Below are 19822 nucleotides of genomic sequence, written 5' to 3'. Positions count from 1 at the left end.
GGTAGTCTTCTGTGTATCACCTTGTGAGTTTGTTCTTTATGTTTATTAAGGAAGAAATGGTTTCAAGATTCTGGTTAAATTATTGTTTTGCCTTATTAGTTCTGGTTGGAATGTCGTTTGCCAGTAGGGCACAAGCGGATGTTACGGGGTTGAATATTGATTCGATATTGAATGTGTTGGATTACGAGATGAGCCAGTGTGATGCATATACGCAAAAGAAGGAAGAAAAACTGGTTTCATTGAAGAGCCTGTTGCATCAGTCGGCTGATGACCAACACACTTTTGCTTTATGTAACGAGCTGTTTGAAGAATACAAACATTATCAATACGATTCGGCTTACGTGTACGCTGTGCGTTCTTTGTGGATGGCAGAGAAGTTGCAGCAGCCGGAGTCGATAGCGTTGGCCAAGAGCAGCCTGATGTTTTGTTATACGGCAGTAGGGTTTTACAAAGAGGCCGACGAGATGAATAGAAGTTTTTCGGTGGAAGGCTTGAGTCCCCAAATGTTGGAGCATTATTACGCGCAATGCCTATATTTATATCAGAATATGCGTGATTTTTCGGTAGATAACGACAGCCTTTGGCAACATTACGAGTCTTTGCGTGAACAGGCTCGTGATCAAGTGCTGGCAAGTGCCGCTATGAACGCTGACGTATACCGGAGGACTTACACGAAAGACATGCTTTCGGTGGAGTTCCTTCCGCCGGCTTCTATTATTGAGAGGCGGAAACAGTTGCTGGGTAAGTATTCGTTGTCGCTACACGATCAGGCAGTGCAATGTTTCATGATAGGTGAAATGTGCGACAAGTTGGGGCGGAGAGCCGAAGCCACCTATTACATGGCGCTTTCTGCCATTAATGACATTCGCTCTAATACGCGTGAGACTTCCGCCGGCAAGACGCTTGCCTCTTATATGTACGAGGCAGGCGACATTGACCGTGCGACACGCTATGTGCATAGGGCACAGAGTGATGCCAACTTCTATAACACGCGTATTCGTAAAATGGAAATCAACTCCATATTGCCGCTGATAGAAAGCCGCCGTTACGAACAGATGAGCCGCCAGCGGAATTTCCTATTTGCCTTCGGCGCTTTTGTTTTGCTTACTTTGCTGTTGTTAGCCGTTTTGTATGTCATTTTGAAGAAAAAGAATCGTAGCTTGTGCGAGGCAAGGAATGAAGTCGAGCGGAAGGCCTGTGAACGTGATGCGGTCAATCGGCAGTTGTCTGTCATCAATATGCAGCTGCAAGAGGCTAATGAGATAAAAGACAGTTATATCGTTCAGTCGTTGTATGGTGATTCATCCTTTGTGAATGATGTAGAGGAGAAGTGTAAGCAGTTGAAACGTAAACTGAAAGCCAAACAGTATGATGATTTGCTGTCTATCATTAACGGAATCAATATCAGGCAGGAGCGTGAGCGTATGTCTTCATCGTTTGATGCCGCCTTCTTGAAACTGTTTCCTACTTTCTTGGAGGAATATAACAAACTCTTTCCAGAGGAATATCAGGCTTGTCTGACCGATAGTGGCATGTTGCCCACCGAAGTACGTATCTTTGCCTTAATGCGGTTGGGTATTGCCGACACGGCATTGGTGGCCAAATACCTGAATATTTCACAAAATACGATTTATGTCTACAAAGCTAAGGTAAAAGCTAAATCGCTCGTTTCAAAAGATGAATTTGACAATCATATTTTGCGTATTTGTAAACCTCGGGAATCTTAATTTTATGTTGATTTAATATTTTGTATTTAGCTGATTTATAGTGGCGCAATGTAAGAAGTAGTATTAAAATGACCTAAATTAGTTGCTCTTGGAAGACATCTTATCTACCTTTGCATGTAAACAAATGAACCACATTGTTTAACTTTAAAATGTAAAGCTATGAGAAGAAAATTCCGTAAACTGGGTTTTTTATTATGCTTGTTGTTTGTGCTTGGAGGACTGGCTCAAACTGCGTGGGCGCAGCAATTAAGCGTAAAGGGAGTAGTGACAGACGCAGCTACTCAAGAAACACTTCCTGGAGTAAACATCCAAGTTAAATCTACAACAAAAGGTTGCATTACTGATTTAGACGGGCAGTTTGTGCTCGAGGGAGTAGGCAAAAATGATGTGCTGATAGTGTCCTACATTGGTTACAAAACTGTTGAAGTGCCGGTGAATGGGCGTACAGAGCTGAAAATTGCCTTGGGTGAAGACACTGAGATGTTGGCCGAAGTGGTGGTTATTGGCTATGGTACGATGGATAAGAAAGAACTGACTTCAGCCATTTCGCACGTTTCTCAAAAAGATTTTCTTGCCGTGAGCAGTATTGACCCTACCATGATGATTCAAGGCAAAGTGCCCGGAGTGTCTATTACCAATACCGGTGCGGGCGACCCCAACAACCAAGCCAGTATTCAGATACGTGGCGTTTCGTCGCGTGCGGCAGGTTTGGGCCCGTTGATTGTAATTGACGGTGTGCCTGGAGGTAATCTTACAAATCTTAATCCAAATGACATTGCCAGTTTCGATATATTGAAAGACGGCGCGGCTTCGGCTATTTATGGAACACGGGGTTCCAACGGTGTTATCCTGATTACGACTAAGAAAGGTAGCAAGGACGGCAGCATACATACATCTTATACCGGCACATTCTCGTTCGATGTGATGAAGAAAGAACTGGATATGCTTACTGCACAAGAATACCGCGACTTGCGTTCTGATTCATCGGTAGGTTATGATTTAGGGGGTAACGATGATTGGCTGGATGCCGTAAGCCAGACAGGATTTAGCATGCAGCATACGCTGACTTTAAGTGGCGGAAACGACCGTACCTCCTATCGTGTAAGTGCAGATTATCGCGATGCACGCGGTATCGACCTTCGTTCAGGGCGTGAAGAATATGGTGCACGTGCTTCTTTAAACCATACAACGGCTGATGGCTTGTTTACGTTTACTGTTAACATCGCTCCACGTATCGCTTATCGTGACCAAGCAGCGTGGGATGTGTTCCGCAACGCTATTGAGGCCAATCCTACCACGCCAATTCGTGACCCTCAAGATCCTTCAAAATATTATAACTTCCAAGGGCAGACGGCAGGATACAATCCTGTGGAACTGATGGCTTTGGAAGAAGACAAAGGAGAAACCAAGTTGCTTGACTGGGATGCTACGGCCCGTTTGAACCTGTTGCCTTTGTTGCTGAAAGACAAGACCGGCAATCATTCGCTGAACACACAAATCACATTTGCCGATCACCAATATGACAACTTTAACGGCTGGTTCCGTCCTTCTACCAGTACGTTGTGTATAAATGCTGGACGTGACGGAGAGGCTTCTCGCTCGTATAGCAAGGAACGCCAACACGTGTTGGAGTGGATAACTAACTACCAGACATCTTTCGGTGGCCACAACCTGAAGGCTATGGCCGGTTATTCTTACCAGTATTCGCAATATTCCGGGTTGAATGCTTCAAACAAGGATTTTTCCAACGATGGTTTGGGATTCAACAATATTGGCTCGGGTGAATATGCTAAAGATGAAGGCGAAGTGGGAATGGGCTCTTATAAGAATGATTCAAAACTCATAGCATTCTTTGGCCGTATCAGTTACGATTACAAGGGCAAGTATCTGATGACAGCCTCACTGCGTCATGAAGGCTCTTCAAAGTTTGGAGCTAACAACAAGTGGGGTAACTTCCCGGCCATTTCACTCGGATGGCGTATTTCGGAAGAATCGTTTATGAAGGGTATTGACTGGATTAATGATTTGAAGCTGCGCGGTGACTTCGGTATAACAGGAAACCAAGAATTCGACAGCTATAAGTCACTGAGTACAATGTCGTCTTTTGGTTATTACTATTACAATGGTCGCTATTTCCAGGTATGGGGTCCGTCAAAGAACGTAAATCCTGATTTGAAATGGGAAAAAGGAAAGAACTGGAACATAGGTATTGATTTTGCCCTCTTCAAGAACCGAGTGTACGGTTCTATCAATTACTTCAACCGTCGTCAGCAAGACTTGTTGGGTGATTACAAAGTGTCGGTTCCGCCCTACTTGTTTGACACAACGTTTGTCAATGTAGGTACAATGAAGAATACTGGTCTGGAAATAGATATTACTTGGGATGCTGTGAAGACCAAAGACTTTGATTATTCAGTGTCAGTAGTCGGTTCGACCATGGGTAATGAGTTTGTTGATTTCAGTAACTCGGAATATGTGGGACAAGATTTCTACGACGTAGTGGGTACTGAGGATCCCTATCCTTTCCATTACTTGCAGCGCATTGAGAAAGGGAAGCGTTTAGGAAACTTTTATATGTTCAAATATGCCGGTATCGATGAACAGGGCAACTGGATTGTGTATGACAAGGACGGAGATATGATTAAAGCCGACCAGGCTACGGATGAAGACCGCCAGATTGTAGGCAACGGACTTCCTAAGTTTACTGGCTCTATGACTCATAATTTCCGTTATAAGAATTTCGACCTCTCCATTTTCTTCCGTGGCGCTTTTGGATATGATATCTTTAACATCCATGATTTTTACTATGGCACCAAGAGCTTCATTGGTAACGTGCTGAAGAAAGCTTATGAGAAGAATGCACAGATTACTGCCAACCCGGTAGTAAGTGATTATTTCTTGGAGCGCGGCGATTACGTGAAGCTGGATATGTTGACTTTGGGCTATACCTTCAATCCTCAATGGAAATACCTGAAGAAATTACGTGTTTATGGTACCGGGAAGAACCTGTTGACTTTCACTAAATTTAGTGGTGTAGATCCTTCTACCTATCAGGTAAACGGACTGAATCCGGGGGGTACCGGTTCGCGCAGTTACTATCCGTCGAGCCGCCAGTTTATTGTAGGTGTGCAGATTGATTTCTAAGATTCCTTAAAATTAATAAGAATATGAAAGTCTTAAAAAAGATATATATAGCCGCAACGGCATTAGCTACCGTGTTTGCAACCGGTTGCACCAATTTGGATGAAACCCTTTACGACCAAGTGGGTTCCCAGAACTATTACAATACCCAGATGGATGTGGTACGTGCTACATTCCGTCCTTTTGAACATGCTTTCTGGAGCATACAGTCTCGACATGTTTTGAACGAACTCTCGGCCGATCAGTTGATAACACCGACGCGTGACGGTTGGTGGGATGACGGAGGGCGCTGGCGCCGTTTGCATTACCATACGTGGACGATTGAAGACGGCGATGCACAGACTGAATGGAACGGATGTTTCCAAGGTATCATGCAGGCCAACTATGTGATTGAAGACCTCAGTTCGTTATCGCCCGAGAAATTTGGTTTTACGGATGACGAGTTCAACAACCTCAAGGCACAGTGCCGAGCATTACGAGCTTGGTTTTACCTGAGATTATTGGATGCTTTCCGCAACGTCCCGTTGGCAGTAAGCTTCAATGATGTATCGTTGAACTCTGAAGGGCAAGTAGAGCCGAAAGTCATTTTTGAATTCATTGAGACGGAGCTGAAAGAATGCTTGAATTTGCTGACCACGAAAGAGACGTTGGGAGGTAATCAAGGTATTCAGGGACAATGGACCAAAGCAGCGGCTGCCTCTTTGTTGGTACGGCTTTACCTCAATGCAGAGACCTATATCGACGAAAACCGCTATGCCGATTGTGCCACTTACGCTCAGGAAATCTTGGACGGCAAGTATGGCAAGTACGAATTGGCTGCCACTTGGGATGCTCCGTTCGATTGGAATAACGAGACATGCGACGAAGTCATCTTTGGATTCCCTGCATCACAGGGCTACTCTTATTGGCACTATCAAGGCGATACCTATTGGTGGACTGTGCCGGCGCGCATCCGTTTCTACTTCAACGACTCCAAGGCAAAGGCGGGTGATCATAACTGTAAGTATGCTGCTTCACCCAGCTATGACTTGAGTGGCAATTTGTATGAGTACACGTTGGGTATGCCTATCCAGAAGTTCCGCAAATATCCTGAAGATGAACGTTTGAAATTGTATAGGAACTTGGGCAATAATACTCGTGAAGGAATGTTCCTTTACGGCAAACTGCCCTACACGGATGAAAACGGTGAACTGAAGTATGTACCTTCTCCTAATTCAGATTATGATTTGTGTATCCGCGATGCCGTTGGAAAGTTCCACGGACTTCCCGAAGGACAGTATCCAGACGACAAGACCAGTAACCTCACAACGGGCGATCACAATTCAGGATGGCACTTCTGTAAGTATCCTTTCTATAGTGACGAAGATGACCAGCAGATGGAATCTGACTTTACTGAAATCCGCCTGGCTGAGATTGTCTACTCATTGGCTGAATGCAAATTCCGCCAAGGTGATGTAGAGGGAGCGGCCAAGTTATTGAACAGTGTGCGCAAGCGCAACTATCCGGCGGAAAGCTGGACACGTAACCTTTATGCACCCGAAGGACAAGCCCAACTTACTGAGAGCGAATTGCTGGATGAGTGGGGACGCGAGTTCTTTGCTGAAGGACGCCGCCGCATTGATCTTATCCGTTTCGGACAGTTCAACAGTGGATGTTGGTGGGATAAGGAGGCTGATTCCGATAATCATACCGAGATTTTTGCCATTACGCGCGACGTGCTGAATGCTAATCATAATTTGAAGCAAAATCCTGGATACGACAAATAAATTTTATAACTAAAAAAGGCTTATTCTTATGAAACAGCTATATCATTTTGTACAAGCAGCCGTGTTGCTGCTGACCATAGCCTTGGCTGGTTGCGAAGGAGAAAAAGACTTGATTGTCATCGAAGGAAATCTGCCGATTAAAACCGAAACGTTTTACATGGTAGGCGATGCCACTCCAGCAGGGTGGGATATCAGCAACCCTACGGCTTTGACACCGACGGAAGCTGATCCGTTGATTTTCGTGTATGAAGGGCATCTGAACACCGGCGAGTTGAAATGCTGCTTGGTGACGGGCAGTTGGGATGCACCGTTCGTACATCCTATTACGCAAGGACGTGAGATAAACCAGAGCGGCATCAATGCCGAAGTATTCTTGATGTACGCCGGAGGCGAAGATTTGAAGTGGAAGGTTACCGCTGCGGGAACCTACAATCTGACCTTCGACCTGCGCAACTGGACCATCTCGGCATCTTATTTGGGCGAATAATTACTAAAACGATTTGTATGGTATATGAACTTCGTTTTTAGACTATTCTTATTGGGAAGTTTGCTTCTGGCAAACTTCCTCCCCGTCCACTCCCGCGACAGCAAGTTTACCCGCAAGGGCAGCGGTCCGATGTATTGGATGGCCTACGAGTATTGCTACGACAACAACCGGCCTCTGCCCGAAGACCGTTACAAGAAAAACATCGATTGGATGGACACGCATCTGAAAGCGTATGGCTACGATATGATATGCACTGACGGGTGGATAGAACAGGCGCAAACGATAGATGCCAACGGATACATCACCAAGTACAACAGTGATTGGCAGCATGACTTCAGCTATTGGAGTGATTACATCCGTGGCAAAGGGATGAAGTTCGGCGTCTACTACAACCCGATGTGGCTGACACGTGCCGCGTGGGAGCAAGACTGTCCGGTGGCAGGCGCGGAAACCACCGCCCGCCAAATCGTGGGGAAGAACAGTTTCAACGCCGATTTGTATTGGGTGGATACCGCCCGTCCCGGAGCCGAGCAGTGGATAAAGGGATATGTGCGTCATTTCATCGACTTAGGGGCCACTTACCTGCGCATCGACTTCCTGGAGAATTACGAGCGGAACTACGGTTCGGACAAATACGTGCAAGCCTTGAAATGGATTAAGGAGGAAGCAGGCGATGAGATTTTCATCAGCCTGGTGATGCCCAACTGTTTCAGTCACGGCAAGAACGAAATACCGTATGGCGACATGATACGCATCAGTGACGATTGCTTCAAAGGCGGATGGGACTTTGTGAGTGGACGCCGGAGGGGCGAACGTCAGGAAAACTGGCCGCAATACGGCAATGCGTTCGATGGCTTCATCGGATTCTCTGACATAGCGGCCCCCGGCCGGTTGATTATGGACGGAGATTTTATGCGCATGAACACTATGGCCGATGTGGACGAACGCCGTTTCCTGTTCTCGTTGATGGTTGTCACAGGGTCTGCGCTGGCCGTTTCAGACCAGTTTGACACGGCGACGGAGGAGTGCTTGGAGGTCTATCGGAACAAGGAGCTGATAGAACTGAACAAGGCTGGCTTCTGTGCCCAACCGTTGTCCCGGGATGTCAAGAGCAAAGACAGTTCCCGCTGGATTGGGAAATTGCCTTGCGGCGATTGGATTGTCGCTTTTTTCAACCGTGAAGATGCAGCGGACGAATACCGCATCGATTTCGGGAAAGAACTGGGCATCGAAACGGGAAAAGCGGGAAATGTGCGCGACCTCTGGACACATCAGGACTTGGGCGCTATGGAAGGCTCCTATGCTGTGACGTTAGAGCCTCACAGTTGCCAAGTAATACGTATAACAAAGTAATTAGGGATGAAATTGGCAACAGTTTTCAATATGGGTATTTTGATGATAGTCCTGGCATTCCTTTTAGGAGGATGCCAGGATTCTGGAAGCGGTTCTTTGCAGGAGCCGCAGGAGCCTGAAACGGACATTCACGTCTACAAAGCCCCGTTGTACTGGAGTGTGTACGAATATTGCTGGAACCAGAGCAAGAACGGAGTGGCCAATGAGGATATGGACATCAGCCCGGACGAATGGGACAACATCATCGACTGGGTGGCACGCGACCTGAAGCCTTACGGATACGACATGATATGCACCGACGGATTCATTCCGATGATAGCCGACGATGAATCGGGATATATGACCCGTTATGGAAGCATGCCGCTGGAGGAGCTCATTGCCAGATGCAGGGCAAAGGGTCTGAAAGTGGGCGTCTACGACAACCCCTTGTGGCTGCACGGACCCGACGATACCCCGATACCGGGCACGGACGTGACCTTTGGCGATCTAAAATACAAGTCGGGCGATAAGATAGATAATTCCGGGCATGACGACACTTGGTTCAGCTGGGTGGTAGCTTCACATAAGGGCGCCAAGGAATACATTGACGGATTCTTCAAGCATTTTTCGGAAATGGGGGTGGATTACATCCGCATTGATTTCCTGAGCTGGTATGAAAACGGGCAAGACCGTTCAATGGGCGTCGTGGGGCGTGGCTACGGACGCGAGACCTATCGGCTGGCCTTGCAGTACATCTGCGAATCGGCACAAAAGTACGGCGTGTTTACTTCATTGGTCATGCCTCACCTGTTCGACCATGCCGACCTGGAGAAACGCTACGGCAACATGGTGCGCATCGTGGCCGATACGGGCGATGGAGGGTGGGGACATTTCTCTGCCAACGAACGGGGGAAGATTTACGGCTCCTGGCCCGCAAGCATGAACATGTTCGACGGATTTCTCCACTTCTCCGATGTGAGCGGACGGAACGGCGTGATTCTGGACGGTGACTTTATCCGCCTGAACACCTTCGGCACGGACGAGGAGAAACAGTCGGTCATCTCGTTGCAACTGATGGCCGGAGGCCCCGTGACCGTGGCCGACCAGTATCACACGATAGGCGACAACCTCCGCTTCTACCAGAACAGCGAACTGCTGGCCTTGAACGCCGACCGCTTTGTCGGGAAGCCGCTTGCCGCCGACCGCTGGGACAGCCGAAGCCAGATATGGTACGGGCAACTCTCTGACGGCGATTGGGTGTTGGGGCTCTTCAACCGCGAAGACAGCAGGCAGAAACGTTCTGTGGAGTTTGCCGAGCTGGGCATCGAAGGCAGCATGGACGTGCGCGACTTATGGACACACACCGACGAAGGCGAAGCCTCGCGACTGGAAGTGGAGCTGCCTCCGCATGGTTGCAAAATAGTAAAACTGAGTAAGAAATAACGTATCTTGAGTAATCATTTTAAACCAAACAACATGAGACCTTTTTTCAAAACCATCTGCCTGGCCTTGTCAGCCTCTTTCATGGGCTTACTGGCACAGGCACAAGAAAGCACAGTACAGTCGGTCACGTCGCCCGACGGAAACCTGACCCTCCGTTTCGAACTGGGCGAAGGAGGAGCGCCCCGCTATTCGTTGCAATATAAAGGCAAGGATGTGGTCAAACCCAGCGGGATGGGCTTCCGGCTGAAGGACGGCACGGCCCTGGTAGATTATTTCAGGCTGGTGAAAGCATCCCAAAGCGAGAAAGACGAGACGTGGAAACCCGTGTGGGGCGAAGAGAACGAAATACGCGACCATCACAAAGAGCTGCTGGTGGAACTGGAGCAAACCTCTTCCAAGCGGCTGATGAACATCCGTTTCCGTGTATTCGACCACGCCTTGGGCTTCCGTTACGAGTTTCCGCAACAGCGTAACCTGAGCTATTTTGTCATCACCGACGAATGTACGCAGTTTGCTATGACAGGCGACCACATTGCTTGGTGGATTCCAGGTGATTACGACACGCAGGAGTATGACTACACACGTAGTCGCCTGAGCGAGATACGTGGCCTAATGACAGGTTCTATCACCGGCAACCTGTCGCAAACCAGCTTCTCGCCCACCGGCGTACAGACGGCCCTGATGCTGAAGAGCGACGACGGCCTGTACATCAACCTGCACGAAGCCGCTCTGGTGGACTATCCGTGCATGCACCTCGACCTGGACGACAAGAACTTTGTCTTTACCTCCTGGCTTACGCCCTACCCCAACGGCGACAAGGCTTACATGCAATCGGCCTGCCGCACGCCTTGGCGTACGGTCATTGTCAGCGACGACGCCCGCGACATCCTCGCTTCGCGCGTCACGCTGAACCTGAACGAGCCCTGCAAGCTGGAAGATACATCCTGGATAAAGCCCTGCAAGTACATGGGCGTCTGGTGGGAAATGATTACCGGCAAGAGCGAGTGGAGCTACACTTACGATGCGCCCAACATCCACTTGGGCCAGACAGACTATGCCAAACTGAAACCCCACGGACGCCATGGCGCCACAACCGGAAACGTGAAGCGGTACATTGATTTCGCGTCAAAACACGGCTTCGACGCCCTGTTGGTGGAAGGATGGAACATCGGTTGGGAAGACTGGTTCGGCAACGCCAAGGACGAAGTGTTCGACTTCGTGACGCCGTATCCCGATTTCGACCTGCCGGGCATCCGCGACTATGCCAGGCAGAAAGGCATCAAGATGATTATGCACCACGAGACCTCGTCTTCCATCCGCAACTACGAGCGCCGCATGGACGAGGCCTACCGCTTTATGAAAGAAAACGGCTACGACGCCGTGAAGAGCGGCTATGTGGGCAACATCATTCCTCCCGGACAGAACCACTACAACCAATGGCACGTGAACCACTACCTGTATGCCGTGAAGAAAGCGGCCGAATACAAGATTATGGTCAACGCCCACGAAGCCGTGCGCCCCACCGGCTTGTGCCGCACTTATCCCAACCTTATCGGCAACGAGTCGGCGCGCGGTTCCGAGTATCAGGCTTTCGGAGGCAGCAAGCCCGGCCACACGGCCATCCTGCCCTTCACACGACTGATAGGCGGCCCCATGGACTACACCCCCGGCCTGTTTGAAAACGACATAAAGAAGTACAACCCCAACAACTCTTCGTGGGTAAACACAACGTTGTGCAACCAGCTCTCGCTGTACGTCAGCATGTCGAGCCCGTTGCAGATGGCAGCCGACCTACCCGAAACCTACGAACGGTTTATGGATGCCTTCCAATTCATTAAAGACGTGGAAGTGGATTGGGATCAAAGCTGGTATCTGGAGGCTGAACCGATGGAGTATGTCACCGTGGCACGCAAGGCCAAAGGAAAAGATTTGTGGTTTGTGGGCGGTACCAACGGTGAACAACCCCGTATTTCGGTCATTAACCTCAATTTCTTGCCGGCAGGCAAGTATGTGGCGATCATCTATCAGGACGGTAAAGATGCTCATTATAAAGAGAATCCTCAAAACTATGTCATCAGTACTAAGAAAGTGTCTCCTAAGACGAAACTGAAGATTTGGACGGCGGCAGGTGGTGGATATGCCATCAGTATACGGCCTCAATAATCTTCCTACTATAGGAGGAAGCAATCGTTTGTGTTCTTGCTCTTTTTCTCTTGTTCGTGCAAGTGGGGTAGATGGTTAGTAATGTGGATTGTACGATTGCTTATTTTGAATTTGTTAAATATTCCCCCTGGATGGTTTGTGAAGCATCTCTTTTTGTTTAAATATGGCAAGAAATGCTTTTCGAACCGTCCGTTTTTTGTTGTTTATGGAAATGTATAGACAATTGAATTCCATTTGACGGATACTTGCATGGCTTAGGAAAGTCGTAACCAAGGAGTAAACTGATACCATGCTGTGAACTAACTGTTATCATGCTGCGAGTTAACTCTTGCCAAGTTGGCTGTAAACTACTGTGGATTGTCTCTGGTTTTATTCGTATTTTTGTGTGTTTCCTGTTTTTAGTCATAATGGCTGAAGCGAAATATTGCCCCTGCCTATAATGTTTTCGTTTGATACTTGTTAGTATTCTCCGAGATAATCGACTAAGAGTAGCCTTTAGCTCTATTTAGTGGTGTGAAGAGTTGTGGCGGCGCATTACCTTTTGCGGTGTAAAGTATTGGATGTTTAGATGCAAATTATTCCTTTCCCCCGATGAAAATATACTATGTTTTCCTATCGGTGGATGTTGTGGGGTGCTTTTAAAGTGAACAGAACAACGTTACGAGGAATGGTACACTGAAGTCCACCGTGAACCCGTGGAAGATGGACACTACGACAAACTCTTGTCCCGAAGTGCGGGTGATGATGGGAAGCGTGGTGTCCATTGTGGTGGCACCTCCGGCCGAAATGGGTGCCAGACGCCCGAACCAGCGTACCAACAGTGGTGCTGCCAGTAGGGTAATGATTTCGCGGCTGATGTTGGCCAGCAGGGCTATGGTGCCCAGTTCGGCTCCGCGGTATTCAGTGATGAAGATGCTCGACAGTGAGTAGTAGCCGAAGCCGGAACCTATGGCCAGGCAGTCGGTGAGGCTGCGGTGGGTCAGCAGCAGGCTTATAACGGCTGTGCCCGCCAGTGTGCCCACAATGGTCATGACGGGGAGGAAGATAAGTCGCGGGTTGAGCGTGCGGAAGTTTTTCAGTGTTTGGGGATCGTTGCCGACGCTGATGCCCACGCTGGTCATCAGTGCGCAGAGGGCGTAGAAGCTGATGTGGCTGCCCGGTTGTGCAGGCAGGATATGGAATAAGCTGCTGATGATTCCCAGAACGAAAAAGATGACAATGACAAGGCTGCCTTTCAGGGCTTGCAGGTTGCCGCTACCCTTTGTCGCATCGGAAGAAGTCTGCTCTTGTGCTTTTTTGTGTCTGTTGAGCATGTGCCACAACAGTTTGGCCGCTGTTACACTGCCCAGTGTGCCGCCTATTGTCAGCAGGATGGCTTCCAGCCCGATGGTGTGCAGGCCTTGTATGATATCTTTGTTGCCTCCTACCTCTACGCCCAGCAGGAAGAGCAATAGCCAGATGAGGATGGTGATGAAACGCTGGATGCCCTTTAAACGGTGTCTGCGTAGCAGAAAACCGGCAACCATTCCCGTCAGCATGAGTCCTATGACTGTGAACATCTTTTATTATTCTTTTGAAAAACGGGGCAAAGATAACAATATTTTGTCAGCTTCCTCTTATCTTTGCGTTGTGTAAAAAGATTATAAGACCATGTTACTTCCCTATCTGAATACCGATCTGACGGAGGGTGGTTGCGATGAAGCCGGTCGCGGTTGCCTGGCTGGAGCTGTCTATGCCGCTGCTGTCATCCTGCCGAAGGATTTTCGTAACGACCTGCTCAACGACTCCAAACAATTGACCGAGCATCAGCGCTACGCCTTGCGCGAGGTTATCGAACGTGAAGCCGTAGCATGGGCTGTCGGTGTCGTTTCGCCGCAGGAAATTGATGAAATCAATATCTTAAACGCTTCGTTCTTGGCCATGCATCGTGCCATCGACCAGCTCATTGTTCGTCCGCAGCACTTACTCATCGACGGCAACCGTTTCCGCAAGTATCCAGATATTCCCCATACCACGGTAGTGAAAGGCGATGGCAAGTATCTTTCTATCGCTGCCGCGTCCATCTTGGCCAAGACCTACCGCGACGACTACATGAACCGCTTGCACGAAGAATTCCCCTGCTACGGATGGAACCGCAATAAGGGCTATCCCACGAAAGAGCATCGTGCCGCCATTGCTGAGCATGGCACGACGCCCTATCATCGTTTGTCGTTCAACTTGCTGGGTGACGGCCAGCTCTCCCTGGACTTCGGTTGAGATATCAGAACCACTTGATTCGCCTGAACCACACGAATGTCCCTGCCGAGATGGCTGCTGACAGTAGTACGATGAACAGGAAAGCATGGGGGAACGAATCCAGATGGATGTCTACGTTCATGCCGTAGAAACTGGCGATTACAGTGGGTATCATCAGTGTGATGCTGAGGCTCGTCATGCGTTTCATGATGTCGTTCACGTTGTTCGAGATGATGGAAGCAAAAGCATCCATTGTGCCAGTGAGGATGTCGCTGTAGATGTTCACCGTGTTGTAGGCCTGGCGCAGTTCGATGACGGCGTCGTCCAGCAGCTCCATGTCCAGCATACCGGTGTTCTGGAAGATGTTCTTCAGACGGCCTATCAGTACCTCGTTGCCACGGATGGAGGTGTCGAAGTAAACGAGCGTTTTCTGGAGCTTCATCAGGCGCAGCAGGTCTTCGTTGCGGATACTCTTTTCCAGTTCTTTTTCGGCGTTGGCCACTTCGTTGTTGATCTGCTTCAGGTACTTCAGGAACCATACGGCCGAGGAGTAGATGAGGCGCAGAATCAGTTCCAACTTGTTGTTCACGCAGATGTTCTTGCGGCGCGTATGCTGGATGAAGTCTGGAAGCAGTTCCGTACGGTGATAGCAGACGGAGACAATGATGTCGTTGTTGGTGATGATGCCGATGGGCACGGTGATGAAGGGAATCTGCGGGTTGCTGCTCTGCATGGGGATGCGCAGGATGGTGAGCAACCAGTTACCTTCGGTTTCGGTACGGGGCCGTTCGTCGGCGTCGGCAATGTCTTCGAGGAAAGATTCGGGAACGTTCAGCTCGCGGGTGAGGAACTGGAAATCGTCGTGGTCGGGGCATTCTACGTTTACCCAGCAATTGGGCGCCCACAGAGGTTTCTCAACGAAACCGTTTTCGCTGTAGAGATACTTTCTCATCGGTTAAGGCCTCCTTTCTTTGGTTGCGTACGGAGGCTGGCGATGCAGAAGTTCTCCGTCCGCGGTTAGGGATTCATACTGTTGTTACACGTTCGTGGATTGGAATCGTCCATATCTGTTGTTCTCAATTTTTTTTTTGCGGGGCAAAGATAGAAAATCGGAGGCATTTGCGGTGCCTCCGATTCTGTTTTTTAGGTTTTGTTTCGATTTTACGGTGCTGCTGTCGGTTTCATTGTTTGTCCCCGAAGCGCCGTTTCAGGAAGTCGGCCAGGTTGTGGGTACCCACCTCCTCGGTAGAGATACTGCCGTCCTTCTCCACCACTACGTAATGCGGAATGCCGTTGAACTGGAAGAGCTGGCGCATGTACTTGTATTCCGTGTCCGACAGGCGGTAGCAGGCTTCGCCTTTCAGGTGCTTCTCCACATAGTCTGTATAGGATTTCTCGGGCGATTCGTTTTCGCTGGTGATGTAGACAAACTGGAATTCGGGGTGGTTGCGGTATTGTTTGCGCAGGTCGGCCGTCGCCTGTATGCCTCCCCGGCAGGGACCGCAGGTGGTGGCCCAGAAGTCGACGAACAGCACCTTGCCCGCATGGGGGGCTATGATGCGGCGGAAGATGTCGGTGGCTTTCCCTTCGGGCAGCCGGTATGAAGCCTGCTCCGTTTCGGGGCACAGCTCATCCAGCATCTCGCGGGCCGTGGCTTGCAGATAGGGGTGGGTGACGGTTTGCTCCAACCGGCCGATGAGGCGTTCGGCGTCCCGGCGGTTCTGCATTTCGGGCAAGGTGTAGCGCAGATCTCTCACGCGGGCCACCTGCCAAAGCAAAGGCGAGGCTGTGCCGCACAGGCTGCCGGCGATGCTGTCTTTGGCCTCGCTTATCGCTGTTTGAAGCAGGATGCGTTTTTCGTCGTCGGGCAGGGCTTTGAAGGTCTCAGTGTTCGGCAGCCGTGCATAAACTTTGTAGGCCGCATTGAGCGGGTCCATGTATTCGAAGCGGTTGATGAAGACGCTGATGTATCTGTTGGCCAATAGGGACGGTTCGTTCAGTGGTATCTCCTTCAGGAAACTGTAGTAGGAGGCGTCGGGCTGCACTTTCAAGGCCTGGTTGGTGCTGTCCTGCCGGGCGTAGTAGCTGCGGCTCGTCTGGTACTCCAGATACGTGTATCCCGTCTGCATGGCTATCTGGTTGCGTGTCAGCTGAACGGCTTTCTTTGAAGGTGCGTAGAGCCGGCAGAGGGAGTCGGCCTGTTGCTGCCATTGGGCTATGGTAGGCTGCAGCTGCTCTTGGAATTGGGCGGGCGTCAGCGTCTTCTGTGCCTTCATCAGTTTGTCGTAGGGATAGTTGAAGTGTTGGCTCAGTGTCATGGCGAGGTATGAGAGGCCGGCTTTCTTCCCCATGTAGGCGGTATGGGAGAGCGGGAAGAAGCTGTCGCGTGCACGGCTGCGTGCCAAGAGGTCTTCCCAGTCCAGATAGAGGGTGATGGTGTCGCCCGGTTCGGCATAGAAGGGAATCCAGTTGTTGTGAATGACCAGGTCCTGGCAGACGGGATGTTGCAGGACGAACTTACACTGGAAACTGCCGTCGGGGCGGATGGGAACAACCGTGGGATAGTCCTGCCGGCTGATTTCGTTCTCCAGATAGAGAATGCCGCTGTCGAATTCCAGCCGCGGATCGTAGCCGTCCACGTAGCCTTGCAGCCAGACGCTGTCGCGACGGAAGAAGTCTTCGTCGTAGCCCTCGTCGGCTTCTACGGCGGGGGCGGCGGGACGGGTGCGGACGTAACGTTGTGCTTCGTCGCCCTCAAGGGCAATGAGGCAGGAACCATCCTTGCGGGGTGTCAGCTGCAGCGTTACGGAAGAGCCGTCGGCGCGGCTTTGTGCAGCCAGTATCAGCCGTTTGCCTTTCTTGCGGCATTCCTTCAGGTCGTACAGGCGGTTGTTTGCGATGACGAGTGAGTCGTAGATGCCATACGCCCATCGGCCTTGTGTGTCGTCGGCAAACCAGTTGCCTTCCACCGACTTCAAGGGCTGCTTATCCTTGGGAGAGGGGACGAGCGAGATGTCGTAGGTGTTGCTTTCCGTGCTGTTGGGGGCGATGAGGTGGATGGTCTGTACATCCGCCGGCAGCGGCTCGAATAGCAGGACGAAGTCCGTTGTACCCGAGTCGGGCATGACGATTTTTTCTTTCAGCTGGATGCCTTCGGCTCCCGTTTGTGCGTAGCGTTTGCCGGTGGCGGCATCTTCCAGATAGCTGTCGCCGTCTTCCATAATCCACCAGTGCGGGCGGAAAATGGCGTGGATATAGACTTTGGTACACTCGGGCGTCCGTTCGATGCGGGTGATGTTACGGATGCTGCCATTGCGGGCCTTGAACGTGGGGTTCTCGATGGTTTGTGCCGTTAGCAGGAGTCCCGACAAAAGAAACAAAAGACTGCAAAAGATTTTTTTCATTGGATTCATGGTGATATCAGTATTGGTCGTATCTACTTAAGTTTCGTACAAAGGTAAAAAAAAGGCAGATAGATGAAAAATCTCGTGTAGGAAAATGATGTGAAGATTGATATTTCTTTTGTTCTTCGTGCAGGAAAGAGGCCGTAGCATCGGATGCTGCGGGGTAAAACTTACTGAGAGGGTGCGGATAAGATAAGAGTAGCGAAAGCAGGTTTCTTTGCCAACTTAACATAGATTAATCCCTCAGATACGCATCTTTTTTTGTAACTTTGCGGGCGAAAAGAAATAAGACAGATTCAAACTTTAAATACTTTAAGCATTATGGCAAAGAAAGCTCTTTTAATGATTCTCGATGGTTGGGGTTGTGGCGACCATCAGAAGGACGACGTGATCTTCAACACTCCCACGCCTTACTGGGACAGTCTGCTGGCCAACTATCCGCACTCACAGCTCCAGGCGAGCGGCGAGAACGTAGGTTTGCCCGACGGTCAGATGGGTAACTCTGAAGTAGGTCACCTGAACATCGGTGCGGGCCGTATCGTTTATCAGGACCTCGTGAAGATCAACCGCGCTTGTGCCGATGGAAGTATCCTGAAGAATAAGGAAATCATCTCTGCTTTCTCTTATGCGAAGGAGAATGGCAAGAACATCCACTTCATGGGTCTGACTTCGAACGGCGGCGTTCACTCTTCGTTCGACCACCTGTTCAAGCTCTGCGACATCGCCAAGGAATATGGCCTGCAGGATACGACGTTCATTCACTGCTTCATGGATGGCCGTGATACCGACCCGAAGAGTGGTAAGGGCTTCATCGAACAGCTGACTGCCCATTGTGCACAGTCGGCCGGCCGCATTGCCAGCATCGTGGGCCGTTTCTATGCTATGGACCGCGACAAACGTTGGGAGCGTGTGAAACAGGCATACGACCTGCTTGTCAACGGACAGGGTCGCGTGGCTACCGACATGGTACAGGCCATGCAGGAGTCGTATGACGACGGCGTGACGGACGAGTTCATCAAACCCATCGTAAATGGCGCTTTCGACGGCACCATCAAGGAAGGCGATGTAGTGATCTTCTTCAACTACCGCAACGACCGCGCTAAAGAGTTGACTATCGTACTGACCCAGCAGGATATGCCGGAGCAGGGCATGCACACCATCCCTGGTCTGCAATACTACTGCATGACGCCGTACGACGCTTCGTTCACTGGCGTACACATCCTCTTCGACAAGGAGAACGTACAGAACACACTGGGCGAATACCTGGCCAACAACGGCAAGACGCAGCTGCACATCGCCGAGACAGAGAAGTATGCACACGTAACCTTCTTCTTCAACGGTGGCCGCGAAACTCCGTATGCCAACGAAGACCGTATCCTCGTTCCTTCTCCGAAAGTTGCTACGTACGACCTGAAGCCTGAGATGAGCGCTTACGAAGTGAAGGACAAGCTGGTTGAGGCTATCGGTACACAGAAGTACGACTTCATCGTGGTGAACTACGCCAACGGCGACATGGTGGGCCACACGGGTATCTACGAGGCTATCGAGAAGGCCGTTGTAGCCATCGACAACTGCGTGAAGGATACCGTTGAGGCTGCCAAGGCCAACGGTTATGAGGTGATCATCATCGCCGACCACGGTAATGCCGACCACGCTCTGAACGCCGACGGTACACCCAACACCGCTCACTCGCTGAACCCTGTGCCCTTCGTTTACGTGACGGACAACAAGGATGCTAAGGTAGAGAACGGTGTGCTGGCCGACGTAGCTCCGTCCATCCTCCACATCCTCGGCATGCCTCAGCCTGCTGAGATGACCGGTAAGGATCTGATTAAGTAATTATTCGGAAGAATATAAATGAATAGAGGGCAGGCAGAAGGTGCTGATGAAAAGATTCCTTCTGTCTGCCTTTGTATTTTTAAGGAATGTCTTCCTTCACGAGGGGCACTGTTTACTCCGTTTGTACTGTCAGTTTAAAGCCTTTGTACTGTCAGTTTACTCCGTTTAAACTACCAGTTTAGTACGTTTAAACTGTCAGTTTATCAGCATTAAACTGAGAGTTTATTTATTATAAACTAAAATAAACTGATATATATTTGATTCATAACGGTTTATGTGAACGCC

The 19822-nt window shown here is 49.9% G+C and carries 12 protein-coding genes and 1 pseudogene; 9 read left to right on the top strand and 4 right to left on the bottom strand.

All coding sequences use genetic code 11. The features are described 5' to 3' along the window. Positions 1-110: 110 nt before the first annotated feature. The 7 genes from HF894_RS11335 (at position 111) to HF894_RS11305 (ending at position 12059) form a co-directional block, all read left to right on the top strand. On the top strand, positions 111-1727 hold the full coding sequence (locus HF894_RS11335; RefSeq protein WP_204972451.1) for a DUF6377 domain-containing protein: 1617 nt from the start codon (positions 111-113) through the stop codon (positions 1725-1727). A gap of 159 nt (positions 1728-1886) precedes the next feature. Then, entirely contained in the window at positions 1887-4871 is a 2985-nt protein-coding gene (locus HF894_RS11330) for a SusC/RagA family TonB-linked outer membrane protein (protein WP_204972449.1), read from the top strand. A 23-nt stretch (positions 4872-4894) separates the two neighbouring features. Continuing rightward, on the top strand, positions 4895-6634 hold the full coding sequence (locus HF894_RS11325; protein ID WP_072546620.1) for a RagB/SusD family nutrient uptake outer membrane protein: 1740 nt from the start codon (positions 4895-4897) through the stop codon (positions 6632-6634). Positions 6635-6662: 28 nt separating this feature from the next. Continuing rightward, the gene (locus tag HF894_RS11320; RefSeq protein WP_072546621.1) at positions 6663-7121 is read left to right on the top strand and encodes a SusF/SusE family outer membrane protein; all 459 of its coding nucleotides are present in this window, start codon (positions 6663-6665) and stop codon (positions 7119-7121) included. Between the two features lie 24 nt (positions 7122-7145). After that, the gene (locus HF894_RS11315) at positions 7146-8474 is read left to right on the top strand and encodes an alpha-galactosidase (protein ID WP_022019551.1); all 1329 of its coding nucleotides are present in this window, start codon (positions 7146-7148) and stop codon (positions 8472-8474) included. Positions 8475-8480: 6 nt separating this feature from the next. Next, a complete protein-coding gene (locus HF894_RS11310) occupies positions 8481-9896 on the top strand; it encodes an alpha-galactosidase (RefSeq protein WP_246593226.1) in 1416 nt (471 codons plus the stop codon). Positions 9897-9929: 33 nt separating this feature from the next. Continuing rightward, positions 9930-12059: a glycoside hydrolase family 97 protein gene (locus tag HF894_RS11305; RefSeq protein WP_394369847.1), complete on the top strand. Its 2130-nt coding sequence runs from the start codon at positions 9930-9932 to the stop codon at positions 12057-12059. A gap of 638 nt (positions 12060-12697) precedes the next feature. Here HF894_RS11305 and HF894_RS11300 read toward each other — a convergent pair. Both HF894_RS11300 and HF894_RS15190 read right to left on the bottom strand, forming a co-directional pair. Next, positions 12698-13297: a lysine exporter LysO family protein gene (locus tag HF894_RS11300; RefSeq protein WP_072546782.1), complete on the bottom strand. Its 600-nt coding sequence runs from the start codon at positions 13295-13297 to the stop codon at positions 12698-12700. A gap of 75 nt (positions 13298-13372) precedes the next feature. Beyond that, a pseudogene (locus HF894_RS15190) lies at positions 13373-13597 on the bottom strand (LysO family transporter); the annotation flags it as partial. 112 nt (positions 13598-13709) lie between these two features. Between HF894_RS15190 and HF894_RS11295 the strand changes: the two are divergent. Continuing rightward, a complete protein-coding gene (locus HF894_RS11295; RefSeq protein ID WP_021848112.1) occupies positions 13710-14315 on the top strand; it encodes a ribonuclease HII in 606 nt (201 codons plus the stop codon). 4 nt (positions 14316-14319) lie between these two features. Here the strand turns inward: HF894_RS11295 and HF894_RS11290 are convergent, their stop codons facing one another. Together HF894_RS11290 and HF894_RS11285 are read right to left on the bottom strand one after the other, a co-directional pair. After that, the gene (locus HF894_RS11290; RefSeq protein ID WP_075318423.1) at positions 14320-15246 is read right to left on the bottom strand and encodes a magnesium transporter CorA family protein; all 927 of its coding nucleotides are present in this window, start codon (positions 15244-15246) and stop codon (positions 14320-14322) included. Positions 15247-15475: 229 nt separating this feature from the next. Beyond that, a complete protein-coding gene (locus HF894_RS11285) occupies positions 15476-17698 on the bottom strand; it encodes a TlpA family protein disulfide reductase (protein ID WP_204972441.1) in 2223 nt (740 codons plus the stop codon). A gap of 321 nt (positions 17699-18019) precedes the next feature. Between HF894_RS11285 and gpmI the strand changes: the two genes are divergently transcribed. Then, a complete protein-coding gene (gene gpmI, locus HF894_RS11280) occupies positions 18020-19537 on the top strand; it encodes a 2,3-bisphosphoglycerate-independent phosphoglycerate mutase (protein ID WP_204969278.1) in 1518 nt (505 codons plus the stop codon). Positions 19538-19822: the final 285 nt, after the last annotated feature.

This window comes from Caecibacteroides pullorum (assembly GCF_019239235.1).
Lineage (GTDB): Bacteria > Bacteroidota > Bacteroidia > Bacteroidales > Bacteroidaceae > Bacteroides > Bacteroides pullorum.
Note: the sequence above shows the minus strand (reverse complement) of the source record. Positions and strands in the feature narration are given on the sequence as shown.

What these genes read in the sequence shown, in the direction of transcription:
- HF894_RS11315 (WP_022019551.1), top strand. Translation starts at nt 7,146, where the DNA reads ATGAACTTCGTTTTTAGACTATTCTTATTGGGAAGTTTGCTTCTGGCA.
- HF894_RS11310 (WP_246593226.1), top strand. Translation starts at nt 8,481, where the DNA reads ATGAAATTGGCAACAGTTTTCAATATGGGTATTTTGATGATAGTCCTG.
- HF894_RS11290 (WP_075318423.1), bottom strand. Translation starts at nt 15,246, where the DNA reads ATGAGAAAGTATCTCTACAGCGAAAACGGTTTCGTTGAGAAACCTCTG.
- HF894_RS11305 (WP_394369847.1), top strand. Translation starts at nt 9,930, where the DNA reads ATGAGACCTTTTTTCAAAACCATCTGCCTGGCCTTGTCAGCCTCTTTC.
- HF894_RS11295 (WP_021848112.1), top strand. Translation starts at nt 13,710, where the DNA reads ATGTTACTTCCCTATCTGAATACCGATCTGACGGAGGGTGGTTGCGAT.
- HF894_RS11335 (WP_204972451.1), top strand. Translation starts at nt 111, where the DNA reads ATGTCGTTTGCCAGTAGGGCACAAGCGGATGTTACGGGGTTGAATATT.
- HF894_RS11325 (WP_072546620.1), top strand. Translation starts at nt 4,895, where the DNA reads ATGAAAGTCTTAAAAAAGATATATATAGCCGCAACGGCATTAGCTACC.
- gpmI (WP_204969278.1), top strand. Translation starts at nt 18,020, where the DNA reads ATGGCAAAGAAAGCTCTTTTAATGATTCTCGATGGTTGGGGTTGTGGC.
- HF894_RS11330 (WP_204972449.1), top strand. Translation starts at nt 1,887, where the DNA reads ATGAGAAGAAAATTCCGTAAACTGGGTTTTTTATTATGCTTGTTGTTT.
- HF894_RS11320 (WP_072546621.1), top strand. Translation starts at nt 6,663, where the DNA reads ATGAAACAGCTATATCATTTTGTACAAGCAGCCGTGTTGCTGCTGACC.
- HF894_RS11285 (WP_204972441.1), bottom strand. Translation starts at nt 17,698, where the DNA reads ATGAAAAAAATCTTTTGCAGTCTTTTGTTTCTTTTGTCGGGACTCCTG.